Source organism: Neisseria sp. CCUG12390 (genome assembly GCF_047837985.1).
GTDB lineage: Bacteria > Pseudomonadota > Gammaproteobacteria > Burkholderiales > Neisseriaceae > Neisseria.
In genome coordinates this window covers 387,126-403,825 of record NZ_CP181244.1, presented here as the reverse complement: position 1 = coordinate 403,825, position 16,700 = coordinate 387,126, and the positions used below count along the sequence as shown (strand labels likewise).

14 protein-coding genes are annotated in these 16,700 nt (G+C 52.0%); 3 read left to right on the top strand and 11 right to left on the bottom strand.

Features of this window, described 5'->3' with window-relative positions:
* The first annotated feature begins 89 nt into the window (after positions 1 to 89).
* Positions 90 to 1,247, top strand: coding sequence for an NnrS family protein (locus tag ACM67E_RS01960; protein WP_416191969.1), 1,158 nt, complete (start codon positions 90 to 92; stop codon positions 1,245 to 1,247).
* Between the two features lie 80 nt (positions 1,248 to 1,327).
* Here ACM67E_RS01960 and ACM67E_RS01955 read toward each other — a convergent pair whose 3' ends face one another.
* The 7 genes from ACM67E_RS01955 to ACM67E_RS01925 form a co-directional block, all read right to left on the bottom strand.
* Complete coding sequence (locus ACM67E_RS01955) at positions 1,328 to 2,209, bottom strand: prephenate dehydrogenase (protein ID WP_416191968.1); 882 nt, start codon at positions 2,207 to 2,209, stop codon at positions 1,328 to 1,330.
* A gap of 103 nt (positions 2,210 to 2,312) precedes the next feature.
* Positions 2,313 to 3,107 carry a 3'-5' exonuclease gene (locus ACM67E_RS01950; RefSeq protein ID WP_416191967.1) on the bottom strand — a complete coding sequence of 265 codons (795 nt, stop codon included), beginning with the start codon at positions 3,105 to 3,107 and terminating at the stop codon, positions 2,313 to 2,315.
* A 751-nt stretch (positions 3,108 to 3,858) separates the two neighbouring features.
* Positions 3,859 to 4,728, bottom strand: coding sequence for a lipid A biosynthesis lauroyl acyltransferase (locus ACM67E_RS01945; protein WP_416191966.1), 870 nt, complete (start codon positions 4,726 to 4,728; stop codon positions 3,859 to 3,861).
* A gap of 71 nt (positions 4,729 to 4,799) precedes the next feature.
* Positions 4,800 to 5,357, bottom strand: coding sequence for an oligoribonuclease (orn, locus tag ACM67E_RS01940; RefSeq protein WP_416191965.1), 558 nt, complete (start codon positions 5,355 to 5,357; stop codon positions 4,800 to 4,802).
* A 204-nt stretch (positions 5,358 to 5,561) separates the two neighbouring features.
* Positions 5,562 to 6,305: a Fic family protein gene (locus ACM67E_RS01935; protein ID WP_416191964.1), complete on the bottom strand. Its 744-nt coding sequence runs from the start codon at positions 6,303 to 6,305 to the stop codon at positions 5,562 to 5,564.
* An 88-nt stretch (positions 6,306 to 6,393) separates the two neighbouring features.
* Positions 6,394 to 7,023 (bottom strand): hypothetical protein, encoded by a 630-nt coding sequence (locus ACM67E_RS01930; protein ID WP_416191963.1) that lies wholly within the window; start codon positions 7,021 to 7,023, stop codon positions 6,394 to 6,396.
* A gap of 206 nt (positions 7,024 to 7,229) precedes the next feature.
* Positions 7,230 to 8,906, bottom strand: coding sequence for a formate--tetrahydrofolate ligase (locus tag ACM67E_RS01925; RefSeq protein WP_416191962.1), 1,677 nt, complete (start codon positions 8,904 to 8,906; stop codon positions 7,230 to 7,232).
* Positions 8,907 to 9,087: 181 nt separating this feature from the next.
* On the opposite strand from ACM67E_RS01925, the gene ACM67E_RS01920 reads away from it, so the two are divergent.
* Complete coding sequence (locus tag ACM67E_RS01920; protein WP_416191961.1) at positions 9,088 to 9,516, top strand: EamA family transporter; 429 nt, start codon at positions 9,088 to 9,090, stop codon at positions 9,514 to 9,516.
* A 632-nt stretch (positions 9,517 to 10,148) separates the two neighbouring features.
* Here ACM67E_RS01920 and ACM67E_RS01915 read toward each other — a convergent pair.
* On the bottom strand, positions 10,149 to 12,227 hold the full coding sequence (locus ACM67E_RS01915; RefSeq protein WP_416191960.1) for a TonB-dependent receptor domain-containing protein: 2,079 nt from the start codon (positions 12,225 to 12,227) through the stop codon (positions 10,149 to 10,151).
* A gap of 251 nt (positions 12,228 to 12,478) precedes the next feature.
* Positions 12,479 to 14,359: a 1-deoxy-D-xylulose-5-phosphate synthase gene (dxs, locus tag ACM67E_RS01910; protein WP_416191959.1), complete on the bottom strand. Its 1,881-nt coding sequence runs from the start codon at positions 14,357 to 14,359 to the stop codon at positions 12,479 to 12,481.
* 187 nt (positions 14,360 to 14,546) lie between these two features.
* Between dxs and ACM67E_RS01905 the strand changes: the two genes are divergently transcribed.
* Entirely contained in the window at positions 14,547 to 15,098 is a 552-nt protein-coding gene (locus ACM67E_RS01905; protein WP_416191958.1) for a hypothetical protein, read from the top strand.
* Between the two features lie 211 nt (positions 15,099 to 15,309).
* Here the strand turns inward: ACM67E_RS01905 and ACM67E_RS01900 are convergent, their stop codons facing one another.
* Positions 15,310 to 16,212 carry a tyrosine-type recombinase/integrase gene (locus ACM67E_RS01900; protein ID WP_416191957.1) on the bottom strand — a complete coding sequence of 301 codons (903 nt, stop codon included), beginning with the start codon at positions 16,210 to 16,212 and terminating at the stop codon, positions 15,310 to 15,312.
* Between the two features lie 2 nt (positions 16,213 to 16,214).
* Positions 16,215 to 16,643 (bottom strand): acyl-CoA thioesterase, encoded by a 429-nt coding sequence (locus tag ACM67E_RS01895; protein ID WP_416191956.1) that lies wholly within the window; start codon positions 16,641 to 16,643, stop codon positions 16,215 to 16,217.
* Positions 16,644 to 16,700 lie beyond the last annotated feature (57 nt).

The window sequence follows — 16,700 nt, the reverse complement described above, 5'->3', positions numbered from 1 at the left end:
CGCCGTTCGGCCTTATTTCCACTAAAAGCCGTCTGAAAACTTTTTCAGACGGCCTATGAAACCTCCGTATAAAAAATCAAGGAACCACCATGAACGCTTTGTTCAAACACCCCGTTTGGGCGATGGCTTTCCGCCCGTTTTACTCGCTGGCCGCCCTTTACGGCGCATTGTCGATTCTGCTGTGGGGCTTCGGCTACCAAGGTACGCCCGAGCTGCCCGGTTTTTACTGGCACGCGCATGAGATGATTTGGGGCTACGCCGGTTTGGTCGTGATTGCCTTTCTGCTCACCGCCGTCGCCACCTGGACCGGCCAGCCGCCGACGCGCGGCGCGGCGTTGGCGGGCTTGGCCGCATTGTGGGTCTTGGCACGAATTTGTGCGTTCATTCCCGGCTGGGGCGCAGCCGCCGCCGGTATTTTCGGCACGGTTTTCTTTTGGTACGGCGCAATCTGCATGGCTTTGCCTGTGTTCCGCACCAAAAACAAGCGCAACTATGTGGCCGTGTTCGCCATTTTTGTATTGGGCGGTACACACGCCGCCTTCCACCGCCAACTCAGCCCGTTTGACCCCGCCGCTTTGTTGGTCGGCCTGCAATCCGGCCTGATTATGGTGGCCGGTTTCATCGGCTTAATCGGGATGCGGATTATCTCGTTTTTCACGTCCAAACGCTTGAACGTGCCGCAAATCCCCAGCCCGCAATGGGTCGGCCATGCATCGTTGTGGCTGCCGATGCTGACCGCCATGCTGATGGCGCACCGGATTCTGCTGCCGCTGGCCGCCGTGTTTGCCTTTGCCGCAGGCATCATCAGCCTGGTGCAGGTTTACCGCTGGTGGTATAAAGACGTGTTGAAAGAACCGATGCTGTGGATTTTGTTCGCCGGCTATTTCTTTACCGGCTTGGGCCTGATGGCGGTCGGCATTTCCTATTTTTCGCCGTCGTTCCTGAATTTGGGCGTGCACTTGATCGGCGTGGGCGGCATCGGCGTACTGACCTTGGGCATGATGGCGCGCACCGCGCTCGGTCATACGGGTAACGCGATTTATCCGCCGCCGAAATCCGTTCCGGTTGCCTTTTGGCTGATGATCGCGTCCACTTTGGTGCGTGTGTTGGCAACCTTTGTCCACGGCACGGCCTATACCCACAGCATCCGCTTTTCGGCCGTTCTGTTTGCCGCCGCGCTGCTGCTTTACGCGTGGAAATACATTCCGTGGCTGATTCGGCCGAGAGCCGACGGCAAACCGGGCTAAGCCGCATTTCATGTCAAAGGCCGTCTGAAAATATTTTCAGACGGCCTTTTCCAATCCTTTTATTTGACTTTTCAGACGGCCTACTGCCCGTTCAGCCAATCATCACGCGTGTTTTTCGCTTCTTCGAAATAAGTGTACAACGCCGTTTTGTTTCCGGTCGCCAACAAATTCTCCAACGTGTCCAACTGCGTGCGCATCCCGCCGATCAAATCCAGCAGGCTGCTTTGGTTCGCCAGACAAATGTCCGTCCAAATCGCAGGGTGACTGGAAGCGATGCGCGTGAAATCGCGGAAACCTGACGCGGCGAATTGCAGATACGACTGTCCGTCGGGGTGGTCGAAAATTTCGTGGACAAAGGCAAACGCCAGCAGATGCGGCATATGCGACACGGCAGCGAAAACGGCATCGTGTTCGGCCGCGCTCAGGCGGAATGTTTTTGCGCCGACTGCCTGCCACAGCGATTCAATCCGCCCGAGGCCGTCTGAATCTTCGTCGCCGTGCGGCGTAATCACCAGCTTTTTGTCTTGGAACAGGCCGAATTGGGCGGCCAGCGCACCGTGGCGGTCGGAGCCGGCAATCGGATGCGCGGCGATGCAGCGCGGCAAATGCTCGGGGAGATAAGTGCGGAAGGCTTCGACGGCGATTTGTTTGGTGCTGCCCGCATCAGACACCAGCGCATCCGCACGCAAAAACGGCCTGACCGCTTGGCAAATCGCCGGCAAAGTCGATACCGGTGTGGCAATCAGCACCAAATCCGCGCCGCCGACGCTCTCGGCGCAGATTTCGGTAAACGCTGCGTCAATCACGCGCCGCTCCAGCGCACGGTCGAGGTTTTCGCGGTTCAAATCGATACCGACCACGGTTTCCACCAGCCCCAAGCGTTTCAAATCCAGCACAAACGAGCCGCCTATCAGCCCGACGCCGATAAGGGTGATTTGTTTGAGCGGGGAAATGGCAGACATGACGGATGGCAGCGTGAATAAAAAAACGAGTTTACCTGATTGACGGCGGATAGTAAAAGGCCGTCTGAAAAGTTTCAGACGGCCTGCGGCAATATGCTGCCATTCAACGCCATGCGGCTACGAATTCCTGCCAATGCACTTTGTCCGCGGCCTGTTCCTTGAGATAGTTTTTCAAACGCTTCACTTCGACTTCGTATTCGTCGCTGTCGAGTGCGCCGCTCATCAGGCGGAAACGCAGATACATTAAATAAGTATTTGCCGCATCGGTTTCGCAATAATCGCGGATGTCTTTCAGACGGCCTTGATGGTAGGCTTCCCACACTTTGCTGCCGTCCATGCCCAATTTGCCGGGGAAGCCGCACAGTTTCGCCATGTCGTCCAACGGCACGCTGGCACGCGGCTGGTAGAGGGCGAGCAAGTCCATCAAGTCGCAATGGCGGTTGTGGTAGCGGCTGATGTAGTTGTTCCATTTGAAATCGCGGCTGTCGCCGAAATCGCCTTCGCCCATGTCCCAATAACGCGCGGCGGCGATACCGTGTATCATGGCGCGGTAGTGTAAAACGGGCAAATCGAAACCGCCGCCGTTCCAGCTCACCAGCTGCGGTGTATGGTTTTCAATCAACTCGAAAAACTTGGCAATGACGGTTTCTTCACTGTCGTCGATTTCGCCGATGGTGCCGACATGGATTTTTTCGCTGCCCCAGCGCATACAGCACGAAATCGCTACTACCTGATGCAGATGGTGCTGCATAAAATCGCTGCCGTTTTGCGCACGCCGTTTCTGCTGCGCGAACAACACCACGTCATTATCCGCCACACTTTGCGGCAGGTCGTAAAGCAGGCGGATGCCGTTTACATCGGGGACGGTTTCAATGTCAAAAGCAAGAATGGGCGTCATGGCATGCTCCTTCGGTCAGGATACGGGCATTGTGACATGAAGCCGCCGATAAAAAAAGAGGCAATCCCCCACAGGATTGCCCCAATACCTCAAATCAGAGATTTACGCTTCACAAACAATACAGGCTCTCGCCTGCGGCTTTATCGATGCAGCTCAACCCTGCATTGATAAACAGTCGTTTGAACGGCAAAGAACCACACCGTCAAAACGCCCGTCAGGGAACTTGGCGGCATTCAGGCAACCCTGAAAACAGCGTTACCGAACGCCTGTAATTCAATGTAGCGAAATGTACGCGTTTTTTCCCTGCCTGCCAAGTCTTTTTTAAAAAAATTCACTTTCCCTTCCAAAAGCACAATATGCCTAAAATATAAAGAAGGCTTAAATCAATCAAATAAAAATCAACATTATAAAAATAAAATTCTATTTTTTCTGATTATTTAAGATTTAATACTTAATTCGATATAGATGATTTGTTCAAATTTGAACTAAAATATCATAACTTATTGTTTTTAAAAATAATTAAATTTAATATATTAATCAAATATTCAGAAAATATGAAACTTAACGAAGCAGGTGACCGATTTTGACGGATCGGATTTTTTCAGACGGCCTGAATCGCTTATAAAACATGGCAATATGAATCCCCTCTGTTCAGATATTTACGGTTTTCTCCCGTTTTTTATTTTGATTTCATCAAAACAAAAAAGGCCCGGCCGAAGCCGAACCTTATTCCTTTTGTAACTTTCTGTAATCAATAAAATCCTGCTTCGCCTTCCGGCCGCGTTTTAAAACGCTTATGCAGCCAGAAATACTGTTCCGGAATCTCCCGCGCACGTGCTTCGATGAAATCGTTCATACGCTGCGTATCCGCCGCAACATCTTCACTCGGAAAATTCTCCCACGGCGCATAGAAACGCAAAGTCACGGTATTGTCGGCCTCGCGGAACGGAACCGCCGGAATCACTTTGGCCTTGGCCATGCCCGCAATGCGGCTCAAGCCGGTAATGGTGGCGGTGGGAATACCGAAAAAATCCACGAAAATCGAATCGTTGCGCCCGAAATCCTGGTCAGGCAGATAAAGAAACGGCGCATCACTTTTGCGCAAATGCTTGATAATCGCGCGCAAGCCTTCATTACGCCCGATTAAAAACACATTATCATAGCGGTGGCGTCCCTTCAGAATCTGCTCGTCCATCGCTTTGTTTTTCTGGTGCGAATACATACTGGTCAGCGGCACATCCTGATTGAGCGTATAGACCGCCATTTCAAACGCGGTAAAGTGCGGATAAAGCAGAATCACCTTTTCGCCCGCCGCCAGCGCATCATCCAGATAATGCTTGTTTTCATAGCGCACGAAACCGCGCAACCGCTCGGCCGGCGCATACCAATACAGGCCGTATTCAAACATCAGCTTGGCCATGTGCTGAAAATGGCGTTTCAACACCGCCTCGCGCTTTTCACCGCTCCACTCCGGAAAACATTTTTCCAGATTGACCCGCCCGACTTTCCGGCGCGGCTTGACGGCATAATAAGCCAGCCACCCCACCACATCGGCGATTTTGTGAATCAGCTTAAACGGCAGAAGCTGCACCAAATATAAGATAAAAAAAGAAAATTTCATTTTTCAGACGGCCTGTTTGTGAAGTGGCGTCATTATAACAGCAAAGGCCGTCTGAAATTTTTCATTCAGATTCAAACTTTCTCGGGCAGCTTCAAAAAATGTTCGCGGTAATAACGCATTTCCTCAATGCTTTCCAAAATATCGTCCAAAGCCTGATGCGAACCGCGTTTTACCACACCTTTCGCCACCGCCGGATGCCAGCGTTTCGCCAGCTCCTTCAGCGTCGAAACGTCCAGATTGCGGTAGTGGAAATACGCTTCCAAACGCGGCATGTATTTCACCATAAAGCGGCGGTCTTGGTGCACCGAATTGCCGCACATCGGCGTGGCTTTCTCGGGAATCCACTCGGCCATAAAGTCCAGCAGCTTCTGCTCGACTTCCGCTTCCGTATAACGCGACTCGCGAACACGTTGGGTCAAACCCGTGCGGCCGTGCGTGGCGGTATTCCACTCGTCCATCGCGTTCAAAACCTCATCGCTCTGGTGGACAACATACACTTCCGACTGCGCCAACACGTTCAAATCTTGGTCGGTAATAATCACCGCCACTTCGATGATTTTGTCGGTCTCGGGGTTCAGGCCGGTCATTTCCATATCGAGCCAGCAGAGATTGTTTGCGTTTTGGGGCATTTCAGACGGCCTTTCGAATAATCTTAACGGCAGTATTATAAAGGATTTATAAAAGCGATGCCGTCTGAAAACCAGGTTTTCAGACGGCATCGTTATGTTTGGGAAATAAAGTGCAGGTTGGGTTGCAAACCCGACAGGCCGTCAATTTTTTAGAAATGTTGGGTTTATCAACCCAACCTACCTTACTTTCAGACGGCCTTCGGATTATGTGCAACTCAAAATCGCAATATAGCGTTCCAACTCCGCTTTTTCATAAGCAGCAATCAAACCGCACAACATTTCGGGATTGCCGCCGCTTTGGTGGAAATCGTCGAAACAGCGGTAATATTGCAGGCGGTCGGTGAATTTAATGTCGACGGGCAGATAACCGTGTTTGAGCAGCTCCAAATTCAGCAACAGCCTGCCCGTGCGCCCGTTGCCGTCGATAAAGGGATGAATGCTTTCAAAACGCAGGTGCAGCCAGGCGATGGCGGCTATCGGGTGGATTTGCGCCAGCTTTTCCTGATAATCCGCCAGCATCCGGCGCATTTCTTCGGCGATAAAGTGCGGCGCAACCGGCTCGTTTTCCGCACCGAGTATGCGCACGGGAATGCTGCGGTAACGGCCGCGGTGTTCCGCCGCTCCCATCAGCACCAGCGCATGAATGTCCTTAATCGTGCGTTCGCTCAAGGCCTCCTGCTGTGCCACGGTGTCAAACACAAATTGAAACGCGTCTTTAAAGCCGATAATGTCCAGATGCTCGCGCAAGGGCTTTTCGGCAATGGTGATGCCGTCGTTAAGAATCAACGCCGTTTCCCGCAGGGTAATGGTATTGCCTTCAATCGCATTGGAATTGTAGCTGCTCTCGATGATGAATTCGTCGCGTAACCGCTTTAATTCCGCTTGCGTGAGCGGACGTAAATCAGCCAAGCGGGCTTTGAGCGTGTCAATTTCTTGAAGAATGGTCATGCTTGTTTGGCTTGTATAATGAATGTGTTTATTATAGAAAGGCCGTCTGAAACAGGCAAATGCTGTTTCAGACGGCCTTTGAGCAAATTTATCCTCGCAACTTTATCTCGTTTAAAATTTTCTCTCCACCGACCATTCGCGATAAAGTCGGAGCAAAAGGAAACTCTCTCCCTAATATTTTTTTTATTTCACTTGCTCGAAGTGGATTTTTGATTAAATGGAAATTTTCTAATTTCTGATAAAAAGTTTTATCAGCCCTACCATAGTGGTCTGTCTTTTCTAACTCTCCAGTTGCCTTACCATATGCAACGATTCCTTTACCCGACTCATATAGAAAAATCCAATCCCCTTTTTCGAACTTTTGAATTTTTTCTTTATAACCATCTTCAAATGCCGCCGCAACTTTCTCAGCCAACATCCACTCATGATCTTTTACATCATTGATTTTATTTGTATTTAATAAAAAATAATTAACTAAATCTTTCCCTTCTTCAAACTCTACTTCTACTAATTGTTCTTTATGCTTCTTCTTCCATGGTTCAATAATTTGCTCTGTAATTAAACGGTGTATTAGCTCTTGGCGAGAGAATTCAAAATACTCCGCAACTTCTTGTAAAATCAAATCTTCCTTTACAGAAAGTCGGATACTGAATGTAGTTTTCTCTTGATTGCGTTCAATAAGATCGCTGGAAAGTTTTTCAAGAAAATTTGTAGCCATGTTTGCCCCTAAATTAAAAAAGAAAATTTGTTAACTGCCACATCAGCAGTGAATTCATAATATCAAAAATAAAATTTAATTTGAACACATTTTTGAATTTATTTTTGAACATAAATCTCAACATTATGATTTACAATAAAATTAACTCAAAAAAAAGCCGTCTAAAATACTTTCAGACAGCCTTTCTTTCCAACTAAACCACGCTTTTAAAACAACCCGCTAATCACCCCGTTCTCATCCACATCAATCTTCTCCGCCGCGGGCACTTTCGGCAGTCCGGGCATTTTCATCATGTTGCCGCACAGGGCGACGATGAAGCCTGCGCCGGCGGATACGGTAATGCCGCGTACGCTTACGGTGAAGCCTTCGGGTTTGCCGAGCAGTTTGGCGTTGTCGCTCAATGAGTATTGGGTTTTCGCCATGCAGATGGGCAGTTTGTCCAAGCCGAGTTTTTCCAGCGAGGCGATTTCGGCGTTGGCTTCCGCGCTGAATTCGACATCGGCCGCGCCGTAGATTTTCTGCGCGATGGTGCGGATTTTGTCTTTAATCGGCAGGTCGGTTTCGTAGGCGAATTGGAAACGGTTTTCCTGCGTTTCGATGGCGTTGACGACTTTTTCCGCCAAATCCGCGCCGCCTGCACCGCCTTTGCCCCACACTTCGGCCAGCGAAACTTCTACGCCGTGTTCGGCGCAGGCCGTCTGAACCAGGGCAAGTTCGGCGTCGGTGTCGGAAACGAAGCGGTTGAGCGCGACGACCACGGGCAGGCCGAACACGTTTTTCAGATTGCTGATGTGTTTCAACAGGTTGGGCAGGCCTTTGGCCAGTGCATCGAGATTTTCTTCGCCCAAATCGGCGCGTTCCACGCCGCCGTTGTATTTGAGCGCGCGCACGGTGGCGACGACCACGGCGGCATCGGGTTTGAGTTCGGCCAAGCGGCATTTGATGTCGCAGAATTTTTCCGCGCCCAAATCCGCGCCGAAACCGGCTTCGGTAACGGCGTAGTCGCCCAAGTGTTTGGCCAGACGCGTAGCGATGACGGAATTGCAGCCGTGGGCGATGTTGGCGAACGGGCCGCCGTGCACGAATGCGGGCGTGCCGGCGATGGTTTGCACCAAGTTCGGCTTAATCGCGTCTTTCAGCAAGGCCGCCATCGCACCGTGCGCCTTCAAATCGCGCGCGTAAACGGGGCTGCCGTCTTTGGCATAGGCCACGAGAATATTGCCCAAACGTTCTTTCAAATCAACAATATCCTTGGCCAGGCAGAACACGGCCATCACTTCGGAAGCGACGGTAATGTCGAAACCGTCGGGGCGCATCACGCCGTCCACGCTCTTGCCCATGCCGTCGATGATGTTGCGCAACTGGCGGTCATTCATATCGACCACTCGCCGCCACAGCACGCGTTTCGGGTCGATGTTCAGCTCGTTGCCCTGATAAATGTGGTTGTCGAGCATGGCCGCCAGCAGGTTGTTGGCCGCGCCGATGGCGTGGAAATCGCCGGTGAAGTGCAGGTTGATGTCTTCCATTGGCAAAACCTGCGAATAGCCGCCGCCTGCCGCGCCGCCCTTCACGCCGAACACGGGGCCGAGCGACGGTTCGCGCAACGCAATCACGGCCTGTTTGCCGATATAGTTCAGCGCGTCGGCCAAACCGATGGTTACCGTGGTCTTGCCCTCACCCGCCGGAGTGGGGTTGATGGCCGTTACCAAAATCAGACGGCCTTGTTTTTTCGGCAGCGCGAACGCATCGGCAGGGTTGATTTTGGCTTTGTAACGGCCGTAGGGTTCGAGTTGGTCGGCGGCCATGCCGAGCTTGGCGGCGATATGGGCAATCGGCTGCATGGTGGCGGCTTGGGCGATTTCGGCGTCGGTTTGAAAACTCATGTTTTCTCCTTGAAGTAGATGGAATCAGGTGTATCATGTCATTATAACGTTTTTGAGAATGAACCGCATTTTTTTCAAATCAGCAAGCCGTTTTTCTCATCAGCCACGTTTTCAGACGGCCTTTTGTCATGACGGAGCCGTCTGAAAAATCAGTTTGTCCAACGTCAAAAAGGAAATCCATATGGGCGCTACTTGGTTTTATTGGGCATTGGCCTCCGCATTTTTCGCCGCACTCACCGCCATTTTCGCCAAAGCCGGTTTGCAGGGCATCGATTCGGATTTCGCCACGTTTATCCGCACCCTCGTCATCATCGCGGCACTGGCCTTGTTCCTCACTTACACAGGGAAATGGCAGGGCGTCGAGAGCTTTACCGGACGCAACTGGACGTTCCTGATTCTTTCCGGCCTTGCCACCGGCGCATCATGGCTGGCCTATTTCAAAGCCCTGCAAATGGGCAACGCATCGCAGGTTGCGCCTGTGGACAAATTCAGCTTGGTATTGGTCGCGCTGATGGCGGTGGTGTTTTTGGACGAACGCCCGAACACGCAGGAATGGATAGGCTTGGGCTTGGTTACGGCAGGCGTGCTGACTTTGGCTTTGAAGCGGTAAATGCGGTTGAAGCCAAAAATATTAGAGGTTTAATATTCCAGCAAAAAATGAAATTTTGAAATATCAAATAGCTAGTAAGCACTGATTCCGCAAAACTGCCTTGATTCCAATAGTGAATTTTAAAGTTCCTGCAATCTGCCCCTTCCCCTGCGCTTAGCGCGGGGGAAGGTCAGGATGGGGGTGGTACTTCGCAGAAGTACATTTTGCCTGAGTTTCAGCAGATTTTAATGTTTCTGCGAAACATCACCCCCTCCCCAACCCTCCCCCGCGCTAAGCGCAGGAGAGGGAGCAGATTGCAGCAGCCCAAAGACTGCTGATTTTGAGTCAGACAGAAGCTGAAAATGCTGAAAATATCAGCCTTTCAGACGGCCTCTTGGATTTATTCTGGACAGTAGTACGCCTGTGTGGGAGTGGCGACAAAGAAGTTACAGACAGAAATTTTTAATTTTGCAGAAGTCTCAGGCCGTCTGAAAATTATCCGTGAAATATTTTCAGACGGCCTAAGCCTTATCCCAACAGTTGTACGGTTTATAGCCTTTCCCATGCAACCTTTCTTCCGCCCGAAACTCCCCCAAAATACCCACCATAAAAAAATGCCCGACACAAGTCGGGCATTTTTTCAGACGGCCTGATTAGAACGTGTAGTTCAAACCCACGCGGTATTCGCGACCTGCACCGGCCAAGAGGCTGCTGGCATGCGGAACATAGTTTTTGTTGCCGACGTTGTTTACGGCAAAATTCACGTTCATCTTGTCGTTGTTCAACGGTTTCCAGTTGGCAGTAATGTCGGTTACGCCGTAAGAAGCCTTGCCGCTTCCGTTACCCGCTTCAATTTGGCCTTGGGCGGTGAAGAAGTTGTCTTCGGGTTTAACCTTCTCCACTTGGCGGCGGTGGATACCCACTTCCAGATTCGGCTTGTTGAAGCGGTAGGCCAACGATGCCGTCCAAGTGCGGCCTGCTGCGGTGGCGTATTCACGGTTGCTGCTCATACGCTCGCCGTAGAAACGCGGTTTGGCATGTGCCACGCCCAAGCGTGCGGTCAAGCCTTCGTAGCGGAAAGACGCACCCAATTCATAACCTTTGTTTTTGATACGGCCTGCATTGAAAATTTCAGAGAAACATTCATCTCTTTGATTACCTGCCTCGCACCAGTCGTGGTTGTTACGGCCTGTTGTCGTACCCAACGCATCTTTGATGTCCTGCCAGAAATAGCTGCCTTCAAAGCCGAACGTGCCGTTATCGTAGTTGAAACCGATTTCAGTATTACGTGCTTTTTCAGCCTTGGTACCGTCGGCGATCGATACGACGGAGCGACCGTGCGAACGTTGTGCATCCTGCATACGCGGGCTGCGGGTGGCATGGTTGTGGCTTGCGCTGAAGCTCAAGTCTTCATGAGGCTGCCAAATCACGCCGATGCTCGGATTAATGGCTCCGTCGCTGACTTTTTTGCCGTCCATCGCTTTGAAGTTGAAATGGTCGTAACGCACACCTGCGGTCAGGGTAACGTCTTTGATGTCGACAATCGCTTCACCGTACACACCCACATCCTGCTTCTCTTGGTTGCGGATACCGGCACGCAGGTATTGATGCGGCTTGATTTCTTGATTACGGAAGTTTACACCGTATTTAACCAGCACATTATCGTGAACTTGGGAATCAAAGTTCGCGTTCGCACCGATGGTTTCAATATTAATCTTGGTTGGGCCTACATTTGCCGAGCCGCCCGTATAACCATTTTTGCTGTCATCAGCAGACCAACGGCCTTGGTTCAAGCGGTAAATATTGGCATCGGCAGATTGGGCAAAGCCCAAGTTTTTACCTGTCCACTCGATATTGGTATGATCGGTGGTCATTTTACGCAGAGCCGGGGCTTGACGATCTAAAGAAAGACGAGGACCGCCCACAGCAAATTCTTCACGAACCAAACGTTCGCCTTTATGCTGCTCATGGCGGTGACTCAAGGCGATGCGGTGGTCTTCGTTGATATTGAAGCCGATTTTGCCTAAATAGCCGGTTTTATCAAGTGCACTGTAAGGTACGCGATTACTTCCGTTAAACGTATTGGCATATCCCTTGCCGCCCTTGTAGTCATCCTCTTTTACACGGTTGGCGGCAATCAGGTAATCGACTGACTCCCCTGCTTTACCGAATATTGACGCGCCGTAGTTATGGCCGTCGTTGGTGTTGTAGCCCGCATTGAGTTTTGCGCCGAAATTAGGATTGCTGCTGTTTTTCAGTAAATCGGCAGCATCGATGGTTTTGGCAATCACCGCGCCGTTAGTTTGACCGATACCGGCTGACGCGCTGCCCGCACCTTTTTGCACGGAGACGATTTTCACCAACGCAGGGTCAAGCATATGGCGGCCTTGGTGATAGAGGAACTGGCTGTCGGAATAGCCGTTGTCCACTTTTACGTCCACCGAGTTTTGACCCATGTTGCGGATATACAGATATTGGGAAGTACCGTTGCCCGAACCGATGCTGACTGCCGGTTCGTCTTTCAACAGGCCACGCAAGTCGGTTTCGGCACTTTCGTCTTTTTCTTTGGCGGTTACTACATTGGTTCTGACTTTCACGCCCTGACGGTCGCCTTTGACCACAACGGTATCCAGTTCGGCCGTATTCTGCGCCACCGTATCCGCCAATGCCGGCATCGCAACCAATGCACACATCACAGCCGATGTCAACGGCAACTGTTTGAATTTCTTCATTACTTATCTCCTTATTTAAGCTCTTTCATTCGGGAAATCCGCTAAAATCAGCCGGCAAAACAGATCCGCCTTACCGACTTCTGTAAGGCGGCTTTGCCGATTGGGAATAATATTAGCAGTATTTTACTTAATTTATTAGAAGATAATAATGATTACCAATTGTTAATAATGCCATGCACCTGATTAACGGAATAACAAGGCCGTCTGAATATTTTCAGACGGCCTTGTTTTATTTGGAAAACGGGCTGATTTCAGGCCAGCCACCCCTGAATGCGGTGTCGCATTCTTTCTACACTCAACCCCAAGCTGTCCAACAACTTGGCCGGATCGCCGTGTTCGGTAACGACATCGGCAACGCCCAACACCAGCACGGGTTTGCAGATTTTGTGCTTGGCCAAAACTTCCAAAACCAGGCTGCCTGCGCCGCCCTGTTCGGCATTTTCTTCGGCGGTCACGATGTAGTCGTGCGACTGCGCCAAATTGACAATGAGTTCTTCATCAATCGGTTTTACGAAACGCATATCGGCCACGGTCGCGTCCAATGCTTCGGCGGCTTGCAAGGCCGTCTGAACCATACTGCCGAAAGCGATAATGGCGGTTCGGCTGCCTTGGCGGCGCAACACGCCCTTGCCCACCGGAACGGTTTCGAGGCCGTCTGAAACCGCAGCACCGCAACCGCTGCCGCGCGGATAACGCACGACAGTCGGCGCATCCAGCGCGTAACAGGTCGAAAGCAGCAGACGGCATTCGTTTTCATCGCTCGGTGCGGCAATGACCATATTCGGAATGCAGCGTAAAAAGCTCAAATCATACAGCCCTGCATGGGTCGGCCCGTCAGCCCCCACTACACCGGCGCGGTCAACGGCAAACATGACCGGCAGGTTTTGCAGGGCAATGTCGTGCACCAATTGGTCGTAGGCGCGTTGCAGGAAAGTGGAATAAATCGCCACCACCGGCTTCACGCCTTCGCAGGCCAAACCGCCCGCAAAGGTTACGGCGTGCTGTTCGGCAATGCCGACATCAAAATAACGCTCGGGAAACTGCTGCTCGAATGCCACCAAACCGCTGCCTTCGCGCATGGCCGGGGTAATCGCCACCAGGCGTTTATCGGCTGCCGCCTGGTCGCATATCCACTTGCCGAAAATTTCGGTATAAGTCGGCTTGGCGGTAACGGGCTTGGCTTCGGCAACCTGCGTTTGCGGCTTGGCGGAAACGGCGTGGTATTTCACGGGATCGTTTTCGGCCAATTTGTAGCCGTTACCTTTTTTGGTAATCACATGCAAAAGCTGCGGCCCTTTCCTGCCGCGCAAATCCTTCAGCACATCCACCAGCTTCATGACATCGTGGCCGTCCACCGGCCCGGTGTATTCGAACCCGAAATTTTCAAACAGAGAAAGCGACTGCTTCACATGGTCGGCTTCGCTGGCCATGCTTTTGATTTTGTGTTCGACTTTTTGCGCGATTTCCATCGCGCCGGGCAGCTTGTCCAAAACCTTGCTCGACTGCGCCTTGATGGTGGAGAGCAGACCGTGCATGTCGCGCACCACGTTGCTGGCAAGGTATTTCGGCAATGCGCCGACATTGGGCGAAATCGACATTTCGTTGTCGTTCAGAATCACCAATAAATCGACATCCATGTCGCCGGCGCAATTCAAGGCCTCAAACGCCTGCCCTGCCGTCATCGCGCCGTCGCCGATAATGGCAACGCTGCGGTTGGGCGAACCTTGCAGCTTATCCGCAACCGCCATACCCAATGCCGCGCCGATGGAGGTTGACGAATGCCCCACGCCGAATGCGTCGTATTCGGATTCGCCGCGCTTGGGGAAACCGGCCAAACCGCCGTATTGGCGGATGGTGTGCATACGTTTGCGCCGTCCGGTCAGGATTTTGTGCGGATAGCTCTGATGGCCGACATCCCACACCAGCTTGTCATCCGGCGTGTTATAGACATAATGCAGCGCAACCGTCAATTCGACCGCCCCGAGATTGCTGGCGAAATGGCCGCCGGTTTTCACAACCGATTCCAACAGGAAAGTACGCAATTCGCCGGCCACCTGAGGCAACTGGTCTTTATCCAGCGTGCGCAGGTGGTGCGGCTGTTCGATAAGGTCTAATAATGGGGTTTGGCTCATGGTGTGTTCGGGCTGACTTATGGGTGTAATAAGAAATTATAGCAAGACTTTAGCCGGTTTATCAGCCTAATTTTACAGGCCGTCTGAAAAAGAAAAAGAGTAAACGCGGCCGCTTTTCCCTTAAGCCGTGAAAGTTTCGCCGCTTCATGCTAGACTGTCGGCCATGTTTACCGGATAAATATTCGATATGCCAGCCTTGAAATCTTTCTTATCCCTGCCGCTGCTGCTGGTTTTGGCAGCCTGTTCGCCGTCCGAACCCGCCCCGCCTGCCGCTTCTGCACCGAAAGCCGCTTCTACGGTGGAATATACCAAAATTCCCGCTGCATCGACGGCTTCGGCAGCCGCTTCGGATGTTGCTGCGTCAAACGCGATGGCATCCGCGCCTGCTCCGCAATTGGGCGGCGCATTACCGCCGCAAAACCAGGCCAAATGGCAAAGTTATGCCTGCGAAGAAGGCCAAAAAATCGATGTGCGCTATTACAAAAGCGATGCCGGCCCTACTGCGCAAATCCGCCACAAAGGGCTGAGCATCAGCGCGCCGTACAGTCCTGAATTGAGCGATGAAGATTTAAGCGCGTTCAGCAACGGCGAATTGACCTGGACCATCAGCAACTTGGTGCAGACCGATTTTTATCAGGAAACCGACGGTTTTCTCGTCCGCCATGAAAAAATCGACGGCGCAGGTGAAGAAAGTATCGTCGACGATTTATTGGCGCAAGGGTGTATGCCTGTGAAATAAACCGTTTGACTGCGATAAGGCCGTCTGAAATTTTTTCAGACGGCCTTACCGTTTATTTGAATCCTTGGTTAAACAAACCGATAGAAAATCTCTAATCCGTGATTCTCCCTCGCGCAGCTAATGCCGGACACAGATTTTCAGGTTTAACCTCAATTTGGCAAAGCTCCCTACCCTTCATAACCGCAATCCTCATTGGCCACCACCCGAATCTTTATTTTTCCGTTTTGCGTTTCGCGCGCGGATGCGTTTCGTCGTACACCTGCGCCAGATGGTCGAAATCGAGCTTGGTATAAATCTGCGTGGTGGAAAGATGGCTGTGTCCCAACAATTCCTGCACTGCCCGCATATCGCGCGACGATTGCAGCAGATGGCTGGCATAGCTGTGGCGCATCATGTGCGGCGACAAATGCTGTCCGCTGCCCTGTTTGGCCGCCCATTGCGCCAAACGTTTCTGAATCTGCCGCTGCCCCAAGCGTCTGCCGTTTTTGCCGGTGAACAAGGCCGCCTCGCCTTCCGCTGCAACGCGTACAGGCAGATAAGCGGCAATGGCCTCCCTGCTTTTCCGCACCAGCGGCACCTGACGTTGCTTGCCGCCTTTACCTGTCACGCTTACCCAGCCTTCTTCCAGCAACACATCGGCCAGATTCAAATCGTGCACTTCGCTCAGGCGCAAACCGCTGCCGTAGAGCAATTCAAACACCGCATGATCGCGCGCGGCCAAATCGGAATCGTTGTCACCATTGTCCAGCCAGTGATTGAGCGGTTCCTGCTGCAAGGCTTTGGGCAAGCGTTGCGGCGGCTTGGGGGCTTTGATATTGTGCGTCGGGTCTTTTTCGATAAAACCGTGTTTCATCAACCATGCGCAATATTGCCGCCACACCGACAATTTCCGCGCCAGGCTGCGCTCGCCCAGATTCTGCTGCGACAGTTTTTTCAAAGCCGCCACCATATCCGCACGCGCGATTGCTCCGTTTTCAGACGGCCTTGCCGACAGCAGCGCATTGAGTTGCGCCAAATCGCGCCGATACGCAGCAAGCGTGTGCGCCGACTTGCCCTGCTGCTGCAAATCGGCAAAATACATCTCCTGCCGTGCCGAAAATTCCGCCTGTTCCATTTTCAGACGGCCTCCAATGCCGTTTTTAACGCTTCAGGCAAACGGCACACCCGTTGCACCGTGTAATCGAAACACACCATCCCCGTCTGCACGCGGGCAACCGTTTTCCCGTCCGACACACGGACCAAGTGATACCGCAGCGCAAAACCGCTTTTGCCCACGTCCGCCGCCCCCATTTCAATCCGCAAATCATCGCCGTGATGCGCCTGCGCCAAATACTGCACCGCCGCATCCGCCATAATTAATCCCGCACCGCCCGCATCCAATTCGCTCCAGTTCTGTTGCGCCAACCAGCGCATACGCGTCTCATGGCAAAGGCGCAGCACCGCGTCATTGGCCAGATGCTGCCCGTAATTGATGTCGCCGATCTGCACCGTCATCTGCGCAGTAAACAAAATATCATCGGGCGTGGGTACAGTAATGCGCGGCATAGGGTTCCTTTATCGTTTCAGACGGCCTTGTCATCAAACCGTTATTATCTACCATCC